This is a genomic window from Sphingobium fuliginis (assembly GCF_015074805.1).
GTDB lineage: Bacteria > Pseudomonadota > Alphaproteobacteria > Sphingomonadales > Sphingomonadaceae > Sphingobium > Sphingobium fuliginis.
In genome coordinates, this window is record NZ_CP060035.1 from 1,549,070 (window position 1) to 1,571,245 (window position 22,176).

23 protein-coding genes are annotated in these 22,176 nt (G+C 65.6%); 6 read left to right on the forward strand and 17 right to left on the reverse strand.

Annotation, left to right across the window (positions count from 1 at the left end; genetic code table 11):
* Positions 1 to 176: 176 nt before the first annotated feature.
* The 5 genes from H5V43_RS07240 to acnA form a co-directional block, all read right to left on the reverse strand.
* A complete protein-coding gene (locus H5V43_RS07240) occupies positions 177 to 530 on the reverse strand; it encodes a YbaN family protein (RefSeq protein ID WP_025551412.1) in 354 nt (117 codons plus the stop codon).
* Positions 530 to 1,834, reverse strand: coding sequence for a sensor histidine kinase (locus H5V43_RS07245; protein ID WP_025551414.1), 1,305 nt, complete (start codon positions 1,832 to 1,834; stop codon positions 530 to 532). The genes H5V43_RS07240 and H5V43_RS07245 overlap by 1 nt, the downstream gene beginning before the upstream one ends.
* 102 nt (positions 1,835 to 1,936) lie before the next feature.
* Positions 1,937 to 2,602 carry a response regulator transcription factor gene (locus tag H5V43_RS07250; RefSeq protein ID WP_044662519.1) on the reverse strand — a complete coding sequence of 222 codons (666 nt, stop codon included), beginning with the start codon at positions 2,600 to 2,602 and terminating at the stop codon, positions 1,937 to 1,939.
* Between the two features lie 38 nt (positions 2,603 to 2,640).
* Positions 2,641 to 2,979, reverse strand: coding sequence for a hypothetical protein (locus H5V43_RS07255; RefSeq protein WP_025551820.1), 339 nt, complete (start codon positions 2,977 to 2,979; stop codon positions 2,641 to 2,643).
* 229 nt (positions 2,980 to 3,208) lie between these two features.
* On the reverse strand, positions 3,209 to 5,878 hold the full coding sequence (gene acnA, locus H5V43_RS07260; protein WP_025551821.1) for an aconitate hydratase AcnA: 2,670 nt from the start codon (positions 5,876 to 5,878) through the stop codon (positions 3,209 to 3,211).
* 415 nt (positions 5,879 to 6,293) lie between these two features.
* On the opposite strand from acnA, the gene H5V43_RS07265 reads away from it, so the two are divergent.
* Positions 6,294 to 6,560: a hypothetical protein gene (locus H5V43_RS07265; protein ID WP_044662520.1), complete on the forward strand. Its 267-nt coding sequence runs from the start codon at positions 6,294 to 6,296 to the stop codon at positions 6,558 to 6,560.
* A gap of 21 nt (positions 6,561 to 6,581) precedes the next feature.
* Here the strand turns inward: H5V43_RS07265 and H5V43_RS07270 are convergent, their stop codons facing one another.
* The 7 genes from H5V43_RS07270 to H5V43_RS07300 form a co-directional block, all read right to left on the reverse strand.
* Positions 6,582 to 6,785: a DUF5818 domain-containing protein gene (locus H5V43_RS07270; protein WP_193666799.1), complete on the reverse strand. Its 204-nt coding sequence runs from the start codon at positions 6,783 to 6,785 to the stop codon at positions 6,582 to 6,584.
* Positions 6,786 to 6,788: 3 nt separating this feature from the next.
* Positions 6,789 to 6,977, reverse strand: coding sequence for a DUF1328 domain-containing protein (locus tag H5V43_RS07275; protein WP_025551823.1), 189 nt, complete (start codon positions 6,975 to 6,977; stop codon positions 6,789 to 6,791).
* Positions 6,978 to 7,054: 77 nt separating this feature from the next.
* On the reverse strand, positions 7,055 to 7,969 hold the full coding sequence (locus H5V43_RS07280) for a copper resistance protein B (RefSeq protein ID WP_025551825.1): 915 nt from the start codon (positions 7,967 to 7,969) through the stop codon (positions 7,055 to 7,057).
* Complete coding sequence (locus H5V43_RS07285) at positions 7,966 to 9,720, reverse strand: copper resistance system multicopper oxidase (RefSeq protein ID WP_037484133.1); 1,755 nt, start codon at positions 9,718 to 9,720, stop codon at positions 7,966 to 7,968. The genes H5V43_RS07280 and H5V43_RS07285 overlap by 4 nt, the downstream gene beginning before the upstream one ends.
* Before the next feature lie 30 nt (positions 9,721 to 9,750).
* On the reverse strand, positions 9,751 to 10,332 hold the full coding sequence (locus tag H5V43_RS07290; RefSeq protein ID WP_025551829.1) for an RNA polymerase sigma factor: 582 nt from the start codon (positions 10,330 to 10,332) through the stop codon (positions 9,751 to 9,753).
* Positions 10,329 to 10,784 carry a periplasmic heavy metal sensor gene (locus H5V43_RS07295; protein ID WP_025551831.1) on the reverse strand — a complete coding sequence of 152 codons (456 nt, stop codon included), beginning with the start codon at positions 10,782 to 10,784 and terminating at the stop codon, positions 10,329 to 10,331. The genes H5V43_RS07290 and H5V43_RS07295 overlap by 4 nt, the downstream gene beginning before the upstream one ends.
* 20 nt (positions 10,785 to 10,804) lie before the next feature.
* Positions 10,805 to 11,083 (reverse strand): hypothetical protein, encoded by a 279-nt coding sequence (locus H5V43_RS07300; RefSeq protein ID WP_025551832.1) that lies wholly within the window; start codon positions 11,081 to 11,083, stop codon positions 10,805 to 10,807.
* Between the two features lie 202 nt (positions 11,084 to 11,285).
* Here H5V43_RS07300 and copC point away from each other — a divergent pair, with 202 nt between their 5' ends.
* Entirely contained in the window at positions 11,286 to 11,678 is a 393-nt protein-coding gene (gene copC / locus H5V43_RS07305) for a copper homeostasis periplasmic binding protein CopC (protein WP_025551834.1), read from the forward strand.
* Positions 11,679 to 11,683: 5 nt separating this feature from the next.
* Entirely contained in the window at positions 11,684 to 12,532 is an 849-nt protein-coding gene (gene copD / locus H5V43_RS07310) for a copper homeostasis membrane protein CopD (protein ID WP_025551835.1), read from the forward strand.
* Positions 12,533 to 12,806: 274 nt separating this feature from the next.
* Here the strand turns inward: copD and H5V43_RS07315 are convergent, their stop codons facing one another.
* Positions 12,807 to 13,805, reverse strand: coding sequence for a 2-hydroxyacid dehydrogenase (locus H5V43_RS07315; protein WP_025552184.1), 999 nt, complete (start codon positions 13,803 to 13,805; stop codon positions 12,807 to 12,809).
* A gap of 118 nt (positions 13,806 to 13,923) precedes the next feature.
* On the opposite strand from H5V43_RS07315, the gene H5V43_RS07320 reads away from it, so the two are divergent.
* Positions 13,924 to 14,394, forward strand: coding sequence for an SH3 domain-containing protein (locus H5V43_RS07320; RefSeq protein WP_061935501.1), 471 nt, complete (start codon positions 13,924 to 13,926; stop codon positions 14,392 to 14,394).
* A gap of 6 nt (positions 14,395 to 14,400) precedes the next feature.
* On the opposite strand, the gene H5V43_RS07325 is transcribed toward H5V43_RS07320, so the two are convergent.
* The gene (locus tag H5V43_RS07325; protein WP_025552186.1) at positions 14,401 to 15,921 is read right to left on the reverse strand and encodes a peptide MFS transporter; all 1,521 of its coding nucleotides are present in this window, start codon (positions 15,919 to 15,921) and stop codon (positions 14,401 to 14,403) included.
* 138 nt (positions 15,922 to 16,059) lie between these two features.
* On the opposite strand from H5V43_RS07325, the gene H5V43_RS07330 reads away from it, so the two are divergent.
* Positions 16,060 to 16,638: a nitroreductase family protein gene (locus H5V43_RS07330; RefSeq protein ID WP_025552188.1), complete on the forward strand. Its 579-nt coding sequence runs from the start codon at positions 16,060 to 16,062 to the stop codon at positions 16,636 to 16,638.
* Between the two features lie 72 nt (positions 16,639 to 16,710).
* A complete protein-coding gene (locus H5V43_RS07335; protein WP_025552190.1) occupies positions 16,711 to 17,055 on the forward strand; it encodes a GntR family transcriptional regulator in 345 nt (114 codons plus the stop codon).
* Between the two features lie 290 nt (positions 17,056 to 17,345).
* Here H5V43_RS07335 and prsR read toward each other — a convergent pair whose 3' ends face one another.
* Genes prsR through H5V43_RS07350 form a run of 3 tightly spaced genes read right to left on the reverse strand, consistent with a single transcriptional unit; the run spans position 17,346 to position 22,164 of the window.
* On the reverse strand, positions 17,346 to 18,710 hold the full coding sequence (prsR, locus tag H5V43_RS07340; RefSeq protein ID WP_025549515.1) for a PEP-CTERM-box response regulator transcription factor: 1,365 nt from the start codon (positions 18,708 to 18,710) through the stop codon (positions 17,346 to 17,348).
* Complete coding sequence (prsK, locus tag H5V43_RS07345) at positions 18,710 to 20,779, reverse strand: XrtA/PEP-CTERM system histidine kinase PrsK (RefSeq protein ID WP_025549516.1); 2,070 nt, start codon at positions 20,777 to 20,779, stop codon at positions 18,710 to 18,712. The genes prsR and prsK overlap by 1 nt, the downstream gene beginning before the upstream one ends.
* Positions 20,776 to 22,164 (reverse strand): TIGR03013 family XrtA/PEP-CTERM system glycosyltransferase, encoded by a 1,389-nt coding sequence (locus H5V43_RS07350; protein ID WP_025549517.1) that lies wholly within the window; start codon positions 22,162 to 22,164, stop codon positions 20,776 to 20,778. Before H5V43_RS07350 ends, prsK begins: the two co-directional genes overlap by 4 nt.
* Positions 22,165 to 22,176 lie beyond the last annotated feature (12 nt).

The following is a 22,176-nucleotide window of genomic DNA, read 5'->3' on the forward strand; positions in this document are numbered from 1 at the left end:
TCGGGCCGAGCCTGTCGGAAGCCCTTCGCCTTTCTCCTGAAATGACCTCTTTCAAGAAGAGCTGAAGCGCCCTTCGACTGCGTGCAAGGCCGGCTATCAGCACAGGTCTGACGGGCTCAGGGCGAACGGGGGAAGAAAAACGGCCTGCCCGCTTTCTGCGCGGAAAAGGTCGCGCTTCAAGCTTCGGGCCGCGTCCATATCCATGTCCCGCCGATCGCAGCGGCCGCCGCAGGGACCAAGAACCACGGAAATGGCGAAAATATGAGCGCCAGCACCATGCTGAAAGCAAAAGCCGCCAGCGCCGCCTTCTTTCCTCGCCGGCTGATCGCGCCCTTTTCCCGCCAATGCCGGATATGCGGGCCGAAATGGCGGTGCTCCAGCAGGCGCGACTCCAGCGCCGGGCTCGACCGCGCGAAGCAGAAGGCCGCCAGGATCATGAATGGCACTGTCGGCAGGAGCGGCAGGAAGGCTCCGACCGCCCCCAGCCCAAGCGACAGGAAACCGCAGGCAAGATAGAGATGCCGCCGCATCAGGCCGCGGGCAGCCGCAGCCGGACCAGCGCTCCGCCCAGATCGTCGCTTTCCTCCAGCGCGACGGACCCGCCATAGATTTCCGCGACGTCCCGCACGATGGCGAGGCCAAGGCCTGTCCCCGGCTTCCCCGAATCCAGCCTTACGCCCCGGTCGAAAATGCGCGTGCGGTCTGCCTGCGGAATGCCCGTGCCGTCATCCTCCACCAGGATTTCGACCATCGCCCCCTTGCGCCCTACGGTCGCGAACACGCTGCCTCCGCCATATTTGGCGGCGTTCTCGATCAGGTTGCCCAGCATTTCGTCCAGGTCCTGCCGTTCGACCCGCACGGCGGCTTCCTTGTCGCCATCCATGTCGATGCGGACTTCGGGATAGAGCCGCTGGACGGCCCTTTCCACCGCATCCAGGCTGGCCCATACTTCCGCCCGGCTCTGCGCCGCGCCGCGCCGTCCGACCGCGCGCGCCCGCGCCAGATGGTGGTCGACCTGCCGCCGCATCGTCGTCGCTTCCCGGATGACCGTATCGCCCAGATCGGGCGATTGCGCGGTCGCGGCGTTCATGATCACGGTCAGCGGCGTCTTGAGTGCATGGGCGAGATTGCCCGCATGGGTCCGCGCTTCCTCCGCCTGCCGCTCATTATGGGCGAGCAGGGCATTCAGTTCCTCGACCATGGGCAGCACCTCGGCGGGCATCGGCTCGGTCACGCGATTCTTTTCGCCCGCGCGCATCCGCACGATTTCATGCCGCACCTTGCGGAGCGGCCGCAGCCCGTAAATGGTCTGCAACGTCGCCAGCACGATCAGCCCCAGCGCCAGCAGGGCAAAGCTCTCGAACAGGGTCGATCGCAGCGTCTTGATCTGCGCGTCCAGTCCCTCGCGCGCCTGCGCCACCATGAACATCCAGCGCGTGTCCGATCCGGGCAGGATGATGCTGCGTTCCATCACGCGCAGATCTTCGCCCGGAAACTGGTTGCTGTCGTAGATGTGCGGGGCGTCGTCATGATGCTCCGGATTGACCTTCAGCGCCCGGTCCCACAGCGAACGCGACCGCCAATCCTCATGCCCCTTGCCGCTGATCTGGTAATAGATGCCGCTATTGGGCTCCAGGAAACGCTGGTCGGCAGGCTCGCGGTTGAACAGCACCTCTCCGTCCGGCCCGATCTCGGCCGACGCGATCATGGCGGTCAGGACATAGTTCATGCCATCGTCGAAATTGCGCGTGATCGCGTCGGAAAGCACCCGATCCAGCGCCAGCCCGCCGCCCAGCAGCAGCAGGCTGATCCACAGCGCCGCGATGCCGATCATGCGGCGGCTGAGCGATCCGGTCGAGCTAACTTGCGGCTGGTCAGTCAAAGACGCAAAAGCCTTTGTTTCCGTTCGCCCGAAGCCCGAACGGAAGATGAGCGATTACCGCCCCGGTTCATCCAGGCTGTAGCCCAGGCCCCGGATCGTCGTGATGACGTCCGCGCCCAGCTTCTTGCGGATGCGGGTCACGAACACTTCGATCGTATTGGAATCGCGGTCGAAATCCTGATCGTAGATATGCTCGATCAATTCGGTGCGGCTCACCACCTTGCCCTTGTGGTGGAGGAGGTAGGACAGCAGCTTATATTCCTGCGCGGTGAGCTTCACCGGCTCGCCCTTCAGCGTCACCTTGCCCGAGCGCGTATCCAGCCTTACGTCGCCCGCGGTCAGTTCGCTCGACGCATTGCCCGATGCGCGGCGGATCAGCGCGCGCAGGCGGGCGATCAGTTCCTCGCTCTGGAAAGGCTTGGCAAGATAATCGTCGGCGCCCGCGTCCAGCCCGGCCACCTTGTCGGACCAGCTGTCGCGCGCCGTCAGCACCAGCACCGGGAAGCTGCGTCCCTCCTTGCGCCAGCGGTCCAGCACGGTAAGGCCGTCGATGGTGGGCAGGCCGAGATCCAGGACGACCGCGTCATAGCTTTCGGTCGCACCCAGAAAATGCCCGTCCTCGCCATCGTCGGCCAGATCCACGGCATAGCCCGCGCCTTCCAGCGTGTTGCGGAGCTGTTGCCCGAGGCTAGGTTCATCTTCGACGATCAGCAGACGCATATGGCCCCGTTTCTGTTGTTATGCCCGACGCGCGCCTGTCAGCGCGCCCAGCCGATTATATCGCCCGTGCGACCGTCCGCATCAACCCATAGCACCTTGCCGTCCTTCACATATTTCAGGCGGTATCGATTGGTGGACGGATTGAATTCGCTGCCCAGATAGGTGGCGCCGCCCATGGCGGCATCCACCCGGCGCTTGATGACGGAAAATGGCATGACCTGCCCGTCCAGCATCGCGCGGCGCGCGGCATCCTGCTCATCGCGCTGGCTGCTGGCATAAGCGGAAGGATTCGCGGCGAAAAGCACCGCCATGGCCCCCAAGCCTGCTATCAGTCTGAACCGCTTCATTTCCATGACCTTGGCATAGCCGGGAGCCATTGAACAGGTGGTGAATGACGATGAAGGGTGGGTGGCGCGCGTTCCGCCTGCCGCCCTCTTCCTGGGGCGCACCCTGCCCTGCCCGCGCAGGAGCCCGACACGGTCGATGATGGGGATTGACCTGAAAGCGGCCATGCGGCGGCTCTTGCGATCTCGGCCTTGCCTCCAAAGGAAAAGGGCTCCCTCCTCATGGAGAGAGCCCTTTTCATCATCCTTATGCGTTGGCCGGTCAGGCGGCGAGCTTGCGCAGCACATATTGGAGGATGCCGCCGTTCAGGAAATAATCCAGTTCGTTGACGGTATCGATGCGGCAAAGCGCGGTGAAGGTGAAGGTGGAACCGTCCGCGCGCTTCACGATCACTTCGACATCCTGGCGCGGCTTCAGGCCGGCGACATTCTGGATGGTGAAGGTTTCGTCGCCGGTCAGACCGAACGTGTCCTTGTTCTGGCCGTCCTTGAACTGGAGCGGCAGCACGCCCATGCCGACCAGGTTCGAACGGTGGATACGTTCGAAGCTCTCTACGATGACGGCGCGCACGCCCAGCAGGTTGGTTCCCTTCGCCGCCCAGTCGCGCGACGAACCGGTGCCATATTCCTTGCCGCCGATGACGACCAGCGGGGTGCCGTCGGCCTTGTGCTTCATCGCCGCGTCGTAGATCGGCATGACTTCGCCTTCATAGCGGGTCATGCCGCCTTCCACACCGTCCAGCATCAGGTTCTTGATGCGGATATTGGCGAAGGTGCCGCGCATCATGACCTCGTGATGGCCGCGGCGCGCGCCGTAGCTGTTGAAGTCGGCCTGCGCCACCTGACGCTCCTGCAGCCACTTGCCCGCCGGGCTGGTCGCCTTGATCGAACCGGCCGGGGAGATGTGGTCGGTGGTGATCGAGTCGCCGAAGATCGCCAGCGGCTTGGCCTCCACGATGTCGGTGACCGGCTTCGGGGTCATGGTCAGGCCCTCGAAATAGGGCGGGTTGGCGACATAAGTAGAGCCGGCGCGCCAGCTATAGGTGTCCGAACCGGTGACATCGATCGCCTGCCAGTGGGCGTCGCCCTTGTAGACATTGGCATAGCGCGCCTGGAACATCTGGCGGTCCATGCAGCCCGCCATGGTCGAGGCCACTTCGTCGTTGGTCGGCCAGATGTCCTTCAGGAACACCTGCTGACCGTCCTTGCCAGTCCCGATCGGCGTGGTGATGAAGTCTTCGACCACCGTGCCCTTCAGCGCATAGGCGACGACCAGCGGCGGCGAGGCCAGGAAGTTGGCGCGCACGTCGGGCGACACGCGGCCCTCGAAATTGCGGTTGCCGGAGATGACGGCGGCGGCGACCAGGCCGTTTTCGTTGATCGCCTTGCTGATCGGCTCGGCCAGCGGGCCGGAGTTGCCGATGCAGGTGGTGCAGCCATAGCCGACGAGGTTGAAGCCGACGGCGTCGAGATGCGACTGGAGCCCTGCCTTTTCCAGATAGTCGGTGACCACCTGCGAGCCGGGCGCCAGCGAGGTCTTGACCCAGGGCTTGGGCTTCAGGCCCAGTTCGTTCGCCTTCTTGGCGACGAGGCCCGCGGCGACCAGGACGCCGGGGTTCGAGGTGTTGGTGCAGCTGGTGATCGCGGCGATGGTGACGTCGCCGTCGCCAATGTCGAAATCCTTGCCCTCGACCGGAACGCGCGCCTGGGCCTTCTTGTAGACCTTTTCCATGTCGGCGTTGAACACATCGTCCACTTCCGGCAGCGAAACGCGGTCCTGCGGGCGCTTCGGCCCTGCGAGGCTGGGGACGACGGTGCCGAGGTCCAGTTCCAGCGTGTCGGTGAAGACCGGTTCGACCGACGGATCGATCCAGAAGCCCTGCTCCTTGGCATAGGCTTCGACCAGGGCGATATTCTCTTCGGTGCGGCCGGTCAGGCGCATATAGTCGAGCGTCTTGTCGTCAATGCCGAAGAAGCCGCAGGTCGCGCCATATTCCGGCGCCATGTTGGCGAGCGTCGCGCGGTCGGCCAGCGACAGGGTGGCAAGGCCGGGGCCGAAATATTCGACGAAGCGGCCCACGACGCCACGGGCGCGCAGCATCTGGGTGCAGGTGAGGACGAGGTCGGTGGCGGTGACGCCTTCCTTCAGTTCGCCGGTGAAGCGGAAGCCGACGACTTCGGGAATGAGCATGGAGACGGGCTGGCCCAGCATCGCGGCCTCAGCCTCGATGCCGCCCACGCCCCAGCCCAGCACGCCCAGGCCGTTGATCATGGTGGTGTGGCTGTCGGTGCCGACGCAGGTGTCGGGATAGGCGACGGTGACGCCGTCGGGGCCTTCGCTCGACCAGACGGCCTGCGCGATATTTTCCAGGTTCACCTGATGGCAGATGCCGGTGCCCGGCGGCACGGCGTAGAAGTTGGCGAGCGACTTCGAACCCCATTTCAGGAAGTCGTAGCGCTCCATATTGCGCTGATATTCGATTTCCACATTCTGCTCGAACGCCTTGGGCGTGCCGAATTCGTCAACCATGACCGAGTGGTCGATGACGAGGTGGACGGGCACCTGCGGGTTGATCTTGCCGGCGTCGGCGCCCAGCGCGGTCATCGCGTCGCGCATGGCGGCCAGGTCGACCACGCAGGGAACGCCGGTGAAGTCCTGCATCAGCACGCGGGCGGGGCGATACTGGATCTCCCGCTCCGCCTTGCCCTTGTCATTCTGCCAGTCGACGATCGCCTGGATGTCGTCGGTGGTGACGGTGACGCCGTCTTCGAAACGGAGCAGGTTCTCCAGCAGCACCTTCATCGAGAAAGGCAGGCGCGAAACGTCTCCAAGCTTCGCGGCGGCCTTCTTCAGCGAATAATAGGCGATGTCCTTGCCGCCGACCTTCAAAGTGTCGCGCGTGCCGAGTGTGTCCTGTCCGATGGCGGTCATGAGTCGTGCGTCTCCTCGCAGTTGCCCGGCCAGGAGCAGGCAGGATGACGCTATTCCACCAGAGGCTCGCCGGACGGCGAAAAAAGACCGGACGGCAAGGTGGCGGGATGCGCCCCAACTCACGGCCGAAGCGGATATGTCCCGATGCGCGCCGCCATAGCGCCTGCGCGCCTCAAGTCAAATGCGAAGGCGCGAAAATGGGACGGTCCTCGATAATCTTTCTTGTAGACGCGGTCCTCCGGGGCGGGATACATTGGGTTGCAGCCGCGTTCTGGTGCAAGGAGCGGGCTTTGCAGAGATGATAAAGGGTCGCTCGCTCTGACGTTCGTCGTTGCATCAATGCTGATGTGAAGCTCGGGGGAAATTTCCGAATTTTACGTCGATGCCGAGATATATGTCTGAGGAGGAAGAGACGATGCGCCCAGTTTCCAGCCTCGCGACCGGCAAGTCTTTCGACCCGGCCTTAAGGGGTTACATCATCCACTATCATCCGGGGGAAGCCAATCACTGCCCCAGTTGCGGCCGCAGCCAGTGGATGGTCGGCCGGCTGATGGCCGAATGCGCCTATTGCGAAACCGCCCTGCCACTGGAGAACAACCGTGGTTTCGGAGCCTGCGCCCGTTTCGTCAGCACGCATGACGTCATGGCGTCAGGCGATCCGCGCGACTCGATCAATCCCTGATCGGAGGAGGGCTGCGCGCCGTCAGGCCGCGGCCACCCCCTCCACCTCCACTATGCCGTCGCCGGCATAATAGCCCTGAACCCGCACCCGCTTTTCCACATGGTCGACGGGTACCCGCAGCAACACCAGGCGGAAACTGCCGCCCAGATCGCGCTGGAGCAGAAAACCCGCCTCGTCGCGGACCAACCGCCCGGTTTCATCCACTCTAGCACCGATCTCCGTCATGGGTCATCGGTCTATCGCGTTCTTGATCCCCTTGCCAGCCATCAGGCCAAGGACGAGGAAGATGACGAACAGTGCGATCGCCAGCACGAACAGGAACTTCGCGATACCCACGAAGGCGCCCGCCGCGCCGCCGAAGCCCAATATGGCCAGCACGGCGGCGATCACGAGCGAAATAATGGCCAGACGGATCATGCGACACTCCTTCCGGTGAAAGACCTGCTCCTTCCAACGGATGGCGGGACCGCCGGTTCCTGACCGCGGTCAGGCGATCAGAACCAGAAGCGCACGCCCATCACCAGGCTCGTCGTTGCAGCCCGCTCTCCATCCCGCCGGGTGAAGCGGGCGGTGTCGCCCAGCTTGCGTTCCCAGTTGACCCCGACATAGGGCGCGAATTCACGCGCGAATTCATAGCGCAGGCGCAATCCCAACTCGATGTCGGAAAGACCCGAACCGATGCCCAGTTCCGGCACGTCCTGCGCCGCGAGGTTGATCTCCGCCGCCGGTTGCAGGATCAGGCGCTGGGTAATGCGTTGGTCGTAGCTGCCCTCCAGCCGCAGATGCGCGTCGCCCTTATCGGACAGAAAGGCCTGCGCGCCGACCTCGAACCAATAGGGGGCGAGGCCCTCTATCCCCACCACCGCATAGGTCCGCTGCGGATCGGGGCGAATGTCGTGGCGGACGCCGGCTTCCAGGTTGAACCAGGGATCGATGGAGTGGCTGTAAAGCGCCTGCACCTCCGCGCTTTCCAGCGGGCCGCCGAATTCGCCCTCTCCTTCGGTCTTGAAGGCGAAACGGTCGATGTCGCCGCCTATCCAGCCCTCCCCTTCCCAATGATAGCCGTCGGCGCCCCTGCCCATGCGATATTCGAGCCGGTCGAGCATCAGCCGGGAGAAGGTCATGCCGCCGCTTTCCTTGAGCATGGCGGCACGGGCGCGCGCCATTTCGGCGGGGTTGTAAAAGGCTTCCGAGGCATGATCGGACGGCATGGGAGGGGCCACCCCCTTGGGCACGCCGTCATCGGGCGCGGGCTGGCCGTGACCGGCATGGGCGTCCCCGGCAGGCGGATGGTCGGAATGATCGTCCTGCTGCATGGCGCCGTGGTCCATCCCGCCATGATCCTGCGCCCAGACCGGCAAGGCGGCGGAAGCGAGCAGCAGCGCGGCCAGGCAAACCGGCGCCTTCATGCCGCGTCCCCCGCGTGCCGCACGGTCACGACGCGCATCATCCCCGTGTGCATGTGCATCAGCATATGGCAGTGGAAGGCCCAATCGCCCAGCGCGTCGGCGGTAAGGTCGAAACTCACCTTTCCCCCCGGCAGCACGTTCACCGTGTGCTTGAGCGGATTATGGTCGCCCGCACCGGTCACCAGTTCGAAGAAATGGCCATGAAGATGGATCGGGTGCGGCATCATCGTGTCGTTGATCAGGTTGACGCGCACCCGCTCCCCATGGCGGAAGGGAATGGGGTCCGCCCCATCCGACAGCTTCACCCCGTCGAAGGACCACATATAGCGCTCCATGTTCGCGGTCAGGTGGATGTCGAGCGTCCGGGTCGGCGGACGCCTGTCCGCATGGGGCGTCAGCGATTTGAGATCGGCATAGGTCAGCACGCGATGGTCGACGGTCTCCAGCCCCGTCGGGCGGTCGGCGGTCCTGTCGGCCGGCATGGGCGAGAGCGTCGCGACGCCCGGTCCCATCTTCACCTGCGGCGCCACCGACCTGTCGCGCATCTTCATCGAATGGCCGGCCATGCCTTCATTGGCGGGCTGGCTGAGATCGATGACTCCGCCCTGCCCCATGTCCATTCCGGACATGTCCATGCCCATGTCCTTCATGCCGAGCAGCGGTCGGGCGCGCAGCGGCGGCACCTCCGCCGCAAGGCCCATGCGCGGCGCCAGGGTCGCCCGAACGAGGCCCGATCGGTCTATCGCTTCCGCGATCAGGGCGTAGGGCTTCGCTTCCCCGGGCTGCACCACCACATCATAGGTTTCCGCGATGCCAATCTGGAACTCGTCGGTCTCGACCGGCTGCACATACTGGCCGTCGCACTGCACCACGGTCATCGGCAGGCCCGGCAGCCGCAGGTTGAAGTTGGTCATGGCCGCCGCATTGATGATGCGCAGCCGCACCCGCTCGCCCGGCGTGAAGAGGCCGGTCCAGTTCTCCGCCGTGCCATGGCCGTTCACCAGAAAGCTGTAGGTCGATCCGGTGATGTCGGATATGTCGGTCGGGTCCATCCGCATTGCGCCCCATTCCATGCGCTCCTTCGCGTTCTGGTCCTTCCCGGCCAGCAGCCCCGCCAAGGTCTGCTTCTGCATGTTGAAATAGCCGCCCATCTGTTTGAGGCGCTTCAGCAGGACGTGCGGGTGGACCGGGCTCCAGTCGGACAGGATGACGACATGCTCGCGCGTGGCTTCCACCGGATCGGTTCCCGCCGGATCGATCACGATCGGCCCATAATGGCCGACGGCCTCCTGCATGCCGGAATGGCTGTGATACCAGTAGGTGCCGGACTGCCGGATGGGGAATTCATAGGTGAAGGTCTCGCCGGGGCGGATGCCGGGAAAGCTGACCCCCGGCACCCCGTCCATCTGGAAGGGCACGATCAGGCCGTGCCAGTGGATCGACGTATCCTCCCGCAGCCGGTTGGTGACGGACAGGCGGACATTCTGCCCTTCCTTGAGGCGGATGAGCGGCGCGGGCAGCGTGCCGTTGATCATCACCGCGTGCGCCGAACGCCCGCCGGTCGAAAAATGCCCTTCCGCCACGGTCAGGGCGATGGCCTCGCCGCTCAGCACTTCCGGGGCCGGCGTCAGGCCGGCCGTTCCGCTTCGCGCCCAGGCGGGGAAAACCCGGCTCAGCGCCAGCGCGCCGCCCAGTCCGGCAAGATTGCGGACGAGGGTGCGGCGATCGACATCGGGAAGGGTGAAGGGCATGGACAGCTCTGCAATAAGGACGGTTTCCCCCTATACGCGGCCCGTCGCCCCATCCCTCAATCCTTCAGCCAATTTGTTGCGCGCCCTGTAGAGGCGTGTTTCGACGGCTTTCTCGCTGATGCCCAATATCTGCGCCGCCTCCGCCTGGCTCATTCCCTCGATGGCGCGCAGAACCAGCACGTCCTTGAGATTGCCGGGCAATGCGGCGATGGCTGCATGGATATGCGCCAGCTCCGCCCGGGACTGGACAGCCTCCTCCGGCGTCGGCATGCCGTCCGCCACGGCGCCTGCTTCCTCTATCGGCCGGGCGAAGGTGAAGAAGCGCCGCACCGCCCGCCGCCGCGCCCAGTCACGGCATTTATTCACCGCGATCCGCGCGATCCACAGCCGGAAGGGCCGCGCGCCATCATAGCGGCCAAGCGCGGCGAAGGCGGAGATGAACGTCTCCTGCGTGATGTCGAGCGCCTCCGTCGCATCGCCCGCATGTCCCCGCGCCAGACGGAACACGGCGTCGCGATGGCGGCGCATCAGCTCGCCATAGGCGCTCTGCTGCCCGGCGAGCGCCAGCGCGGCCAGCTCTGCATCGCCGCGTTCGGTGAGCGACGGGCTCACCGCTCCGGCGGGACGGGGGCTGGCCGGGTCAGCGCCTTGACGATGGCGGCGTCGAACTGCGCCGCCTGATCCGGCCGCAGCACGGCGCGCATCGCGAAGATATGCTTCAGCGTCTCCTTCTGAAGCATGCCCATGACGTGATGCGACCGGTCGACGGCCTCGGCCACTTTCGGGCCATAGCCATGCTCCGCCGCGATCGCCTGCGCCAGTCGCGCATTGTCGGCGCGCATCTCCGCCTCCATGGCCTCGCGCCGCCTCGCGAAATCCGCCTCCAGCGCGTGAATGCGCCGTTCCTGCGCCGCATCCAGTTCCAGCTTCTGGTGGATCAGGGCATGAACCTCGCTTTCGACGCGCGGTTCCGGCGCGATCCAGGCCCGCGCCACCAGCACCGCCGCCAGCGCCGCTGCAAAGGCGACCAGCGCGACCAGCCCATAGCGTGCGGTTCCCCTCATGCCCTTGCCCCCTGCATGACTCACTGCCCCAGCAGGCGGGAGGGTGCGTAATCCGACATGCCGATGATGGCGGGCCGGGACGCCGCCTGCGCCGGGCTGCCGGGCACCACGCTGCCGATCCACCCGATGCCGACCGCGACGATCCCCGCCAGCGCGAGGCTGCGCCGCGCCACGGCCCGTTCGCGGCGCGAGACGACGCCTGCCATCACGGCGTCCTCCAGCCTTTCCAGACGCGGATCGGCGGGGGTGTTCCGCATCTGGGCGGCCACCTGGCCCAATAGCTGATCGAGGTCGCTCATCACTTTCACTCCACATAGCGGCTTCAAGCCGGCGGGCATCATCCGCCACGCCGGAAATCACCACAAACAACCATGTCCTGTCGCCTGCAATACGCAGGGCGCTTACCGACCCCTCATGCAAAAATTCCTGCGCTCCGGTCGAGGGGTCGGAAAGCGCAATGCGTAATGGTCCGTAACCGCAATCTATCGGGAGCCTATCATCATGCGTCGCAACCTGTTCACCCCCGCCATGCTGGCCGCCGCCTTCGGCCTTGCCGCCCTCCCCTCCGCAGCGCTGGCGCATCCGAAGCTGCTTTCCTCCAGCCCGGCGGCGGACGCCACCGTCTCCAAACCCACCCGGCTGACGCTCAGCTTTTCCGAAAAGCTGCTCGCGCCCTTGAGCGGCGTGGACCTCATCATGACCGGCATGCCGGGCATGGCCGATCATGCGCCGATGCCGATCAAGGGCTTCAAGACAGCGGTCGACGGGGACGGGAAGACCATGATCGTCACCCTGCCCCGGGCGCTGCCGGCCGGCAGCTACGACCTCAACTGGCACATTGTCGGCGCCGACCAGCACAAGATCGCGGGCAAATACAGCTTCTCGGTCAAATAAGGTCGATGGACTGGCTTCTCGTCACTGCCCGTTTCGCCCTGTACGCCGATCTTGCAGCGCTCGCCGGCCTGCCACTGTTCTGGTGGAGCATGGGCGGAAGCGCGCCGCGCGGGGCGATCGGCGCGCTGGCGGTGGCCGGGCTTGCGCTCTCCGCCCTGTGGCTGCTCGCCAGCGCGGCGGCCATGGCGGGAACCCCGTTCCTGCCCCCCGACTGGGGCGTCGTCGGGATATTGCTCAAGGAAACGCCGCTTGGCATGGTGCTGGCGGTGCGGGCCGTCGCGCTGCTGTCGATCCTGCCGCTGCTGCTCCGGCAGGGCGCCGGATGGAACGCCGCCCTGGCCCTGCCCGCCGCCATCGCCGCCGCGACCCTGGCCTGGTCGGGCCATGCCGCCGCCAGCGAAGGCCTTGCCGGCAGCGCCCACCGCATCGCGGACGCGCTGCATGTGCTGGCCGCCGCCGGATGGTTCGGTGCGCTGCTGGCCTTGCTGCACGCCGTGCTGTCGGGAAGGGAGAGCGGACGAACCGCCCATATGCTGGAGCGTTTCTCCCTGTTCGGCACGATCTTCGTCGCGACGCTGATCCTGACCGGCGCATTCAACGCAGTGATGATCGTCGGTATAGCCCAACTGCCCGCGCTTCTGCATGGCCTTTATGGCTGGCTGCTTCTCACCAAGCTGGCGCTGTTCGCCGGCATGCTGCTGCTCGCCGCCGCCAATCGCTGGTGGTTGACGCCGATGCTGGAGAGGAACGGAGGCGTTGCCCATCTGCGCCTGTCGCTGCTGGCGGAAACCAGCCTGGCGGTCCTCATACTGGGACTGGTCGCGGCGCTTGGGACCCTGGATCCACTGGCTTGAAATGTGGGTGATGAGGGGAGGATTGGGATTGGCGATTTCAAGACCTTCCTTCTCCTTGAGGGAGGAGGATGGGAAGCCTTGGCGACGAAGGAGCCTGGGCTGATTTAGAGGAGGGAAGCGGGCCTGCGGTCCGCGCGATCCGTTGGATCGCACCCCCCTCACCCAGCTACGACTAGGCAGCAAGCTGCCAAGTCTGCGCAGCCTTCTCCCTCAAGGGACAGGGATAAGTGGGCGTCAGATTACCACCCATCTCCCCATCGCACCGGCGGTTGCTTCAGACCCAACCTTCCAGCACCTGATTGGGCGGCCGGTGGCCGTCGACCCAACTGCGGATATTGGCGATCACCCGTGCCCCGGTGGCGTCGCGCCCCTCGATTGTCGCGGACCCCATATGCGGCAGCAGCACCACATTGGAGAGGTCCAGCAACCGGGTGTCGACCGCCGGTTCATGCGTGTAGACGTCCAGCCCAGCCCCTGCGATCCGTCCTTCCGCAAGCGCCCCGATCAAGGCCGGTTCATCCGTGATCTCGGCTCGCGAGGTGTTGATCAGATAGGCGTCGGACCGCATCAGCGCGATCCGCCGGGCGTCGATCATCCCGCGGCTGTCGGCGTTGAGCGGGCAGTGGATCGACACGATGTCGCTGCCCGCCAGCAGAGACTCCAGATCGCCATGCCAGTGCGCCTGCAATTCCTGCTCCACTTCGAAGGGAAGGCGGTGGCGGTTGTGATAGGCGATGGAAAGACCGAAGGCTGCCGCGCGGCGCGCGACCGCACGGCCGATGCGGCCCATGCCGATGATGCCCAGCTTCTTGCCGCCGATGCGGTGCCCCAGCATGCCCGACGGGCTCCAGCCGGTCCACGCGCCAGAGCGCACCAGCTTCTCCCCCTCCGCCAGGCGGCGCGGCACCGACAGGATCAACGCCATCGTCATGTCGGCGGTGTCTTCGGTCAGCACGCCGGGCGTGTTGGTGACGATGATCCCCTTCTGCCGCGCGGCATTGAGGTCGATATGATCGACGCCGCTGCCGAAGCTGGCGATGAGTTGCAGCCTCTCCGGCGCGGCCTCGATCAGCGCGGCGTCGATCTGGTCGGTGACGGACGGCACCAGCACGTCGCATTGCGCCATGGCGCGGGTCAGCGCGGCGCGATCCATCGGCACGTCACCGATGTTGAAGACCGTATCGAACAGATCGGCCATGCGCGCCTCGACATTGGGAGGCAGGCGGCGCGTAACGATGACGCGCGGCGTGGCGGGGCGCGGTTTCTTGGCCATGTCTGGCCGCTATTCCCCGTGAGGACGATGGTCAAGCGCTTATCCATATCCGCAAGAGAGCGGTTGTCGGTCATGGCCGCGAGCGGCTATGGTCCGGCAGTCAGGCAATGGGGACGATATGGGCATGAAGGGCTATCTGGGCGCGGGCATGGTCGCGGCGCTGTGCTGGGCGGGCGGGGCATGGGCCGCGCCTGCGAAGCCGGTGCCCTATTGGGCGTCGCTGACCCAGGCCGAGGCGCGCATGCGCGTGGGCCCCAGCCTGGATTACCCGTCCAACTGGGTCTATCGCCGCCGCGACCTGCCGGTGAAGGTGGTGCAGGTGCTGGGCCTGTGGCGCAAGGTGGAGGATTCGACCGGCACGCAGGGGTGGATGCATGTCCGCCTGCTGAGCGACACCCCCACCGCCATCGTCACGGCGGACATCGCTCCGATGCGCGATTCCCCCAGCGAGGACGCCCGCGCCCTGTTCCGCGCGCAGAAGGGCGTGGTGGGGCGGCTTTCCTCCTGCGGCAAGGGCTGGTGCGCCTTCGACGTAGGGGGGCAGAAGGGCTTCATCCGCGCCAGCGACATATGGGGCGCGACGGGGTAGCGCCGCTCATTCGCCCTCTTCGTCGAACCGGTCGGCGTGCATCAGCCGCTTCACCAGGGGCGCCAGCGCCATGACGACCAGCCCCGCACCGACCGACCACCAGCCGATCCTGCCATAGACCGCCAGCACATCGCCGCGGGAGGCCGCGCCGCCCTCTCCGCCCGTCGCCGCCGCAATCAGCCCGGCGGCATATTCGCCCAGCGCCATGGCCAGGAACCAGATGCCCATCATCAGGCCGATCATCCGCGACGGCGCCAGTTTCGACATGGCGGACAGGCCGACAGGGGACAGGCAGAGTTCGCCCAGCGTGTGGCAAAGATAGAGCAGGAAGATGAACAGCACCGGCGTCAGCGTGCCGGGCGCGCCGGTTCCCGCCACCAGGATCAGGAAGCCCGCGCCCACCAGCGCCAGCGCAATGCCGAACTTGGCAGGAGTGGAGGGTTCCCAACCCCGCTCCGCCAGCCAGATCCACAAGCCCGCCATCACCGGTCCGAACATCAATATATAGGCGGCGTTGACGGACTGGAACATCGAGGCGGGCACGTTGAAGCCCCAGATGTTCCGGTCCGTATAGCGATCCGTGAAAAGGCTGAGCGACGATCCCGTCTGTTCGTACAGGCCCCAGAAGAGCGGATTGATGACCAGCAGGAACAGCGCCGCCAGCATCCGGTCGCGGCCGATCCGCTCCATCCGGCCGAACGCTTCCCAGAGGATGTACAGCACGACGGCGACGCTTGCCGCGGCCAGCATCCAGCCGACGATCACATGATTCTGGATCAGGAACCAGCACAGCGCGATGAACGCCAGGCTGGAAAGATAGACCAGCCATTCGCGGCTGAGGATGCCGCCGACACGCTGCCTGAGGCGTTCGGGATCGCGCGGCTCGCCCTTGCCCTGAAGCAGCGGCCTGCACAGCATGAAGCCGATCACGCCCGCGATCATGCCGACCGACGCCGCGCCGAAGCCCCAGTGCCAGCCCCATGTCTGGCCCAGATAGCCGCAGATGACCGGGCCTATTGTCGCACCCAGGTTGATACCCATGTAGAAGATCGTATAGGCCGGGTCGCGTCGCATGTCGTCGCGCGGATAGAGCTGCCCCACCAGTGCCGAAACGCTGGATTTGAGGAAGCCCGTACCCGTGATCACCGTCGCCAGGCCGAGCCAGAACAGGCCAAGGCCCATGGCCCCCGCATCGTCGCTTTCCATGCCCAAAATGATGTGCCCGGCGGCGATGACGACACCGCCGAACAGCACGGCCTTGCGCTGGCCGAGATAGCGGTCCGCCAGATAGCCGCCCATCAGCGGCGAGATGTAGATCAGCGACATATAGGCGCCATAGGCGTAGCTGGCGTCGCGATCGGAAAAGAGGAAATGCTGCGTCAGGTAGAAGATCAGCAGCGCACGCATGCCGTAGAAGGAGAATCGTTCCCACATCTCCACGAAGAACAGCAGGAACAGCCCACGCGGATGGCCGAGCCAGGTCCTGCCCGCTCCTGCCCCGGCGGGCGTTGAAATGGAGGTCGCCATCCGGCCCCTTATCCTATCTTGTTGCGGGCCCTGCGAAACGCATCCCTTGTCGCCGCCAGCCTAGAACCGAAATTATTCGTCTGTCAAAGAGCGGCCCTGCCCTTGCGTCCTGTCCGCCGCCGGGCCATCTGGACGGCCATGTTCAACGACCGCAGTTCTCCGCTCTCGCTTCTCCAGACCCGCCGATCGGGCAAGCCCCGCGACCTGATCGCGCCGGGACCGGACGAAGGCCAGCTCCGCACGATATTGGAGGTGGCGCAGCGCACGCCCGATCATGGTAAGCTGGCGCCCTGGCGCTTCGTGATCGTGCCGCTGGAGAAGCGGAACGCTCTCGCGGCATTGCTCGAGACGGCGTATCGCGCCGAAAAGCCCGATGCCGGGCGGCTGGAGATGGAGTCAATGCGCCAGTTCGCGCATCAGGCGCCCACGCTGGTCGTCGCGCTGTCCGCGCCGGTGGAGGGTAGCAAGATCCCTGTGTGGGAACAGGAACTGTCGGCGGGCGCGGCGATCATGAATCTGCTCCATGCAGCGCATGCGCTGGGCTTTGCGGCGGGCTGGCTGACGGGCTGGCCCAGCTATAATGAGGATGTGCGCGCGGCCTTTGCGAAAGCCGGGGAACGGATCGCGGGCTTCATCTTCATCGGCACTGCGGGACGGGAACAGGAAGAGCGTCCTAGGCCAGAATATGACAATATAGTTTCTGTCTGGGACAGATAGTTACACGCTCAACCGGATATGGCGCAAGGGCGTCGCTTGACCTGCCACGCTGTATTATGGCACTGATGCACCATGGCCGACGACTCAAAACCCGTCTATCTCCGCCTTCGGGAGATCATCGCCGCTTCTATTCTGGACGGGGAATTTCGCGACGGGGACATGTTGCCTTCCGTGCGCGCCCTGGCCGCGCAGCAGGGCGCCAATCCGCTGACGGTGGCGAAGGCCTATCAATGCTTTCAGGACGATGGGCTGATCGTGGTGAAGCGCGGCGTCGGCATGTTCGTCGCCGACGGCGCGACGCGGCGGTTGCGGGAAATGGAACGGGCGCGCTTCATGGAGACCGTATGGCCGCCTGTGGCGGATCAGATCAGGAGGCTGGGAATCAGCGCGGCGGATCTGGATTTGCAACGAGCCTAGGATTGCCCTGCGTTTTTCCATGAGCGCAGAGGGTGCGGGTGACGTGATAAGTTCGTGAGCCGCCGGGCTGGCTGATTTGGGTGGATTGCGGACATTCCCCCTCCCGCCTGCGGGAGGGGGCTAGGGGGTGGGCTGGCGCGACATCAGCGTGAATTTTCAACGGCTAAGCTGGAAGCTCGCTACGCTCGCGCCCACCCCTAACCCCTCCCGTTTACGGGAGGGGAATGTCTTGGATTGGCCATTTCCCCGCACTCCAATGGACGCGGCGCGCTTTGGTACAATCGGGGCCTTCAATTCTGCATCCGATATTGCTTCAGCAGATCGTAGAGCGTCGGCCGGCTGATCCCCAGCATCTTCGCCGCGCCGGAGATATTCCCGTCCGTCCGCGCAATCGCCCGGCGGATCGCGCGGCGGTCGGCCATTTCCCGCGCCGCCTTCAGGTTCACCACATCACCGCCTTCGGCGCGATCCCCGTCCAGATCGAGATCGGCCGCGGTCACATGCTTGCCGTCGGCCATGATGACGGCGCGCTTCATGCGGTTTTCCAGCTCTCGCACATTGCCGGGCCAGCCCCAGGCGTCGAGCGCCGCCAGCGCATCGGGCGCGAGCCCCTTGACCTGCGGATTCATCTCCTTGGCGAAGCGGTGGAGGAAATGCCGCGCCAGCAGCGCCGGATCGCCCGGCCGCTCCCGGAGAGCGGGAATGCGCACGACGATCTCCGCCAGGCGATAATAGAGGTCCTCCCGGAAAGTGCCTGCCGCGATCATGGCTTCCAGATCCTGATGCGTGGCGCAGACGATCCGCGTGTCGACCGATATGGGCTGGCGTCCGCCGATCCGTTCGATCACCCGCTCCTGCAGGAAGCGCAGCAGCTTCACCTGCAAGGCCAGCGGTATGTCGCCCAGTTCGTCCAGGAAGAGCGTGCCGCCCTGCGCCTGCTCGATCTTGCCGGGCGTGGTCTTGATCGCCCCGGTGAAGGCGCCCTTCTCATGCCCGAACAGTTCGGCCTCCAGCAATGTTTCGGGAATCGCCGCGCAGTTGATCGCGACGAAGGCCCCGTCCCGGCGCGGGCTGGCATCGTGCAGGCCCTGCGCCAGCAATTCCTTGCCGGTGCCGCTTGCGCCTAGCAGCAGGACGGAAACGTCCGCGGCCGCCACCCGTTCTATGGTGCGGGCGACCTTCATCATTTCCGGCGCGGCGGTGATCAGCCGGCCCAGCACGCGCCCGCCCTCCGGCGCGGTTTCGGCCAGCCGGGCATTTTCCCGCTCCAGCGCATGGACGTGGAAGGCGCGGCGGACGATCAGCCCCAGCTCATCGATGTCGACCGGCTTCTGGTAGAAATCATAGGCGCCGCCGGAAATGGCCTGCAGCGCGCTTTCCCGCGCCCCATGGCCGGACGCGACGATGACCTTCGTGTCCGGCTTGATCCGCAGCATTTCCGCCAGCGTCGCGAACCCTTCGCTGGTGCCGTCGGGATCGGGCGGCAGGCCCAGGTCCAGCGTCACCACATCGGGCGCCTGCTCGCGCAGCATCTCTATCGCTTCCTCCCGGTCGCCCGCGATGAAGAGCTGATATTCCTCATAGGCCCAACGCAATTGCCGTTGCAGGCCCGGATCGTCCTCGACGATCAGCAGTTTCGGTCGCATGTCGCTCATCAGGCGGCCTTCCCCCTAAGATCCTGTTGCGCCAAAGGCAGGCGCAGCGTGAACCGGCTCCCCACGCCGGGCTTGCTTTCCACATCGATCCGCCCGCCCATCGCCTGGGCCAGCGCCCGCGCCTCGAACGCGCCGATGCCAAAGCCCCCCGCCTTGCTGGAGGAGAAGGGCTTGAACAATTCGCGGCGGATGAATTCCGCGGTCATCCCCCGGCCCTGATCGACGACATCCAGCAGGGCGCAGGCATCATCGGCGGACAAGCGCAATTCCACGGGGCTGTCCGGCCGGCTGGCGTCGATGGCGTTCTGGAGCAGGTGGGTGACGATCTGCTCGACCCTGGCGGGATCGGCCAGCACGGGCGGCGCGTCGCCGGTCACGCCTATTTCGTGCTGGCGCGAGCGGGTGCGCGCGACCTGCTCCGCCACTTCGCGCAGCGCCATGGGCCGGGGTTCCTCCGCCCGGCCCTTGTTATGCTGCGACAGGCGCGCGAGCATGTCGTTCATCTTGCCCACCGATTCCTTCAGCGTCAGCACCATGTCGGTGCGGAAATCCGGATTGTCGGCGTGCCGCTCCGCATTGCGGGCGAGCAGCGAAAGCTGGCTCACCAGATTCTTGACGTCATGGATGATGAAGGCGAAGCGGCGGTTGAACTCCTCGAAACGCTGGGCGTCGTCCAGCGCCTGCTGGCCCTGCGCCTCGCTCAGATAGCTGGCCGCCTGCCGTCCGGCGGCGCGCAGCATGTCGAAATCCTCCCAATCGAGCCGGCGGTCGATCGGCGGGCGGGCAAGCAGGATCGCGCCGATCAGCCGGCCGAAATGGATCAGCGGCACCAGCGCCCAGGCGCGGCGGTCCAGGCTCATCCAGCCCGGCGCGCTGATTTCCCCGGCCCCGGAAGGCGGGCGGTCGATGTCGATGATCCAGCCGCTCTGTTCGATGAGGGCGGCGAGCGGGGCGGGCACGACCGATCCGTCCGGCCTGTCCCCCTGCCAGTTCCAATGCGTTTCGAACGCCAGCGCGCCGTCGTCCGCGCGCAGCATCAGCAGGGCGGCGGGAGAATCGGTGATGTCGGCCACCGCCTTCGCCACGCGCTCCCCCAAAGGCAGGGCATTGTCGCCGGGGCGGCCTATGGTGTCGCCGAAACGCATCCATTCGGTGCGATAGTCATAGCGGTGCTGGAAGAAATGCTTGGCCACCTGCACCTTCCAGAAGGCGCGGAGCCGGCGGGAAGGCAGCAGCACGAGCGCGCTTACCGCCAGGAAGAAGACGCAGCCGATCTCGACCGCGCGGGCATAGGGTCCGGCGACCAGTTCCACCAGCACCGCCGCCGCCGCCAGCACCACGATGTAGAGCGCGATGGCCGCGAGGGAGAGCGACTGGAATGTCAGGGTGCGGGACAGTTGCAGCCGTCCGGCCATGTCGGCGCGCATTCCCGCCGCGATCACCGGGGCCAGCAGCGCCATCATCGGCCCGCGCAGCGCGTAGAGATCGCTTGCCCGGTCGATGGCGAAGGTGGCGATGGCATAGAGATTGAGGTCATATGTCCACATCGCCGCCAGCGCCCCCAGCAGCAGCGCCACCCGCTCCCGTTCCCGAACCGGCCAACTGATATAGAGATGATGGACCAGCATCAGGCTGCCGATGGCGGTCATCAGGTGCAGCACCAGCGAGGCGTGAAGAAGCGCGCGGTGCAGGTCGCTAGGCTCCGGCAATTGCCGCCAGATGAGGTCGGTGAAGGTCTGAAGCAGGATGATTCCCGCCACGGCGGCATAGACCGATCCGATCGCCAGCAGGGATTCTCCCCGCACCGCGCCGTTCCGCCGCAGCATCGCGAACAGCAGCAGCAGCCAGGCCGCGTTTCGGATATTTTCTCCGATGCCGGTCAGCGGCTTGCCCACCCCGCCGAAGGAGACATAGAGCGACCAGCAGGCGGTCAGCAGCAGCGCGGCGGCCAGCAGGCGCTGTTCGGCGGCTTCTTCCCGGCGGCGCAGGACGAAAATGCCGAGCGCCGCGAACAGCACGGCGGCCAGCGCATGGCCCCAGTCCCCGACGAATTGCAGCAGGCCGCTCACCGCGCCCCCTCCGGCCAGAGGATGACGCGCAGCGTCTGGATGAGGATCAGCAGATCGAGGAAAGGCGTGTAGTTCTTGGCGTAATAAAGATCATATTCCAGCTTGTTCCGGGCATCCTCTATCGACGCGCCATAGGGATAGTTGATCTGCGCCCAGCCGGTGATGCCGGGCTTCACCATGTGCCGCTCCGCATAATAGCGCAGATGCTGTTCCAGATCCTCGACGAACTGGCGGCGTTCGGGGCGCGGGCCGACGAAGCTCATCTCGCCCTTCAGCACCGTCCATGTCTGCGGCAGTTCGTCGATGCGCAGCTTGCGCAGCCAATAGCCAAGGCGGGTGATGCGCGGATCGTCCTTTTCCGCCCAGACCGCCTGGCCGGACAGTTCCGCGTCCTGCCGCATGGTGCGCAGCTTCACGATCCAGAATTCCTCGCCATACAGGCCGACGCGCTGCTGGCGGTAGAAGGCGGGGCCCTTGCTGTCGAGCTTCACCAGGATCGCGGCGAGCAGGATGATGGGGCCGGTCAGCAGCAGCAGGATCGAACTGGCGAGGACGTCGAACAGCCGCTTGGCGATGCTGGACAGGCGGCGGCCGGCGGAAAAGCCGTCGGAGAAGATCAGCCAGCTCGGATTGACGCTGTCCAGGTCGACGCGGCCGGTTTCCCGCTCCAGGAAGGTGGAGATTTCGTTCACATGGACGCCGGTGGTCTTGATGCGCAGCAGGTCGCTCAGCGGCAAGGCGTTGCGCCGTTCCTCCAGCGCCAGCACCACCTCGCTCGCGGCCAGGCGGACGACGAAATCGGCGAGATTGTAGATGGCGCTGCGGTTGATCGCTTCCGGGATCACCTGCGTGCCGTCATTCATCGCGATGTAGCCGACGACGAGGAAGCCAGATCCCTTGCGCTGCTCGATCTCCCGGATGCGGTCGGCGCGATTGCCCGCGCCCAGCACGACCAGCCGCCGCTTGAACGCCTCGCCGCCGAGCATCGATCCCAAAAGGACGCGGATCGCCAGCAGCAGGGCAATGGCGAGTCCCATGGCGTAGAGCGAATTGGACCGCCAGAGCGTGATGTCCGGCAGCAGGAAATGCATGACCGACAGGAACAGCACGCCCAGCGATATGGCGACCAGCAGGCGCGCCAGCGCGTAGCGGATCGATTGCAGCGCCTCCGGCCCATAGACGCCGACCGCGATCATCGCTGTCTGTATGGCCAGGCCGAAACTGAGCAGCGGCGCGATGCGGGTCGACACATGATCGACCTCCATGCCGATCTGGCGGGCGCGCAGAATCCACCCGCCTTCAGCCGCCGCCATCAGCAGCATGAAGTCCAGAAGGCCGAGCAGCAGGACCGCATGCGGCACATAATGTTTGAACAATCTTATCATTCGTCGCGCGTT

Bases quoted from the DNA above. Each gene is read 5' to 3' on its own strand.
- H5V43_RS07240 (WP_025551412.1), bottom strand. From the start codon at position 530: ATGCGGCGGCATCTCTATCTTGCCTGCGGTTTCCTGTCGCTTGGGCTG.
- H5V43_RS07245 (WP_025551414.1), bottom strand. From the start codon at position 1,834: ATGATCGGCATCGCGGCGCTGTGGATCAGCCTGCTGCTGCTGGGCGGC.
- H5V43_RS07250 (WP_044662519.1), bottom strand. From the start codon at position 2,602: ATGCGTCTGCTGATCGTCGAAGATGAACCTAGCCTCGGGCAACAGCTC.
- H5V43_RS07255 (WP_025551820.1), bottom strand. From the start codon at position 2,979: ATGGCTCCCGGCTATGCCAAGGTCATGGAAATGAAGCGGTTCAGACTG.
- acnA (WP_025551821.1), bottom strand. From the start codon at position 5,878: ATGACCGCCATCGGACAGGACACACTCGGCACGCGCGACACTTTGAAG.
- H5V43_RS07265 (WP_044662520.1), top strand. From the start codon at position 6,294: ATGCGCCCAGTTTCCAGCCTCGCGACCGGCAAGTCTTTCGACCCGGCC.
- H5V43_RS07270 (WP_193666799.1), bottom strand. From the start codon at position 6,785: ATGACGGAGATCGGTGCTAGAGTGGATGAAACCGGGCGGTTGGTCCGC.
- H5V43_RS07275 (WP_025551823.1), bottom strand. From the start codon at position 6,977: ATGATCCGTCTGGCCATTATTTCGCTCGTGATCGCCGCCGTGCTGGCC.
- H5V43_RS07280 (WP_025551825.1), bottom strand. From the start codon at position 7,969: ATGAAGGCGCCGGTTTGCCTGGCCGCGCTGCTGCTCGCTTCCGCCGCC.
- H5V43_RS07285 (WP_037484133.1), bottom strand. From the start codon at position 9,720: ATGCCCTTCACCCTTCCCGATGTCGATCGCCGCACCCTCGTCCGCAAT.
- H5V43_RS07295 (WP_025551831.1), bottom strand. From the start codon at position 10,784: ATGAGGGGAACCGCACGCTATGGGCTGGTCGCGCTGGTCGCCTTTGCA.
- H5V43_RS07300 (WP_025551832.1), bottom strand. From the start codon at position 11,083: ATGAGCGACCTCGATCAGCTATTGGGCCAGGTGGCCGCCCAGATGCGG.
- copC (WP_025551834.1), top strand. From the start codon at position 11,286: ATGCGTCGCAACCTGTTCACCCCCGCCATGCTGGCCGCCGCCTTCGGC.
- copD (WP_025551835.1), top strand. From the start codon at position 11,684: ATGGACTGGCTTCTCGTCACTGCCCGTTTCGCCCTGTACGCCGATCTT.
- H5V43_RS07315 (WP_025552184.1), bottom strand. From the start codon at position 13,805: ATGGCCAAGAAACCGCGCCCCGCCACGCCGCGCGTCATCGTTACGCGC.
- H5V43_RS07320 (WP_061935501.1), top strand. From the start codon at position 13,924: ATGGGCATGAAGGGCTATCTGGGCGCGGGCATGGTCGCGGCGCTGTGC.
- H5V43_RS07325 (WP_025552186.1), bottom strand. From the start codon at position 15,921: ATGGCGACCTCCATTTCAACGCCCGCCGGGGCAGGAGCGGGCAGGACC.
- H5V43_RS07330 (WP_025552188.1), top strand. From the start codon at position 16,060: ATGTTCAACGACCGCAGTTCTCCGCTCTCGCTTCTCCAGACCCGCCGA.
- H5V43_RS07335 (WP_025552190.1), top strand. From the start codon at position 16,711: ATGGCCGACGACTCAAAACCCGTCTATCTCCGCCTTCGGGAGATCATC.
- prsR (WP_025549515.1), bottom strand. From the start codon at position 18,710: ATGAGCGACATGCGACCGAAACTGCTGATCGTCGAGGACGATCCGGGC.
- H5V43_RS07350 (WP_025549517.1), bottom strand. From the start codon at position 22,164: ATGATAAGATTGTTCAAACATTATGTGCCGCATGCGGTCCTGCTGCTC.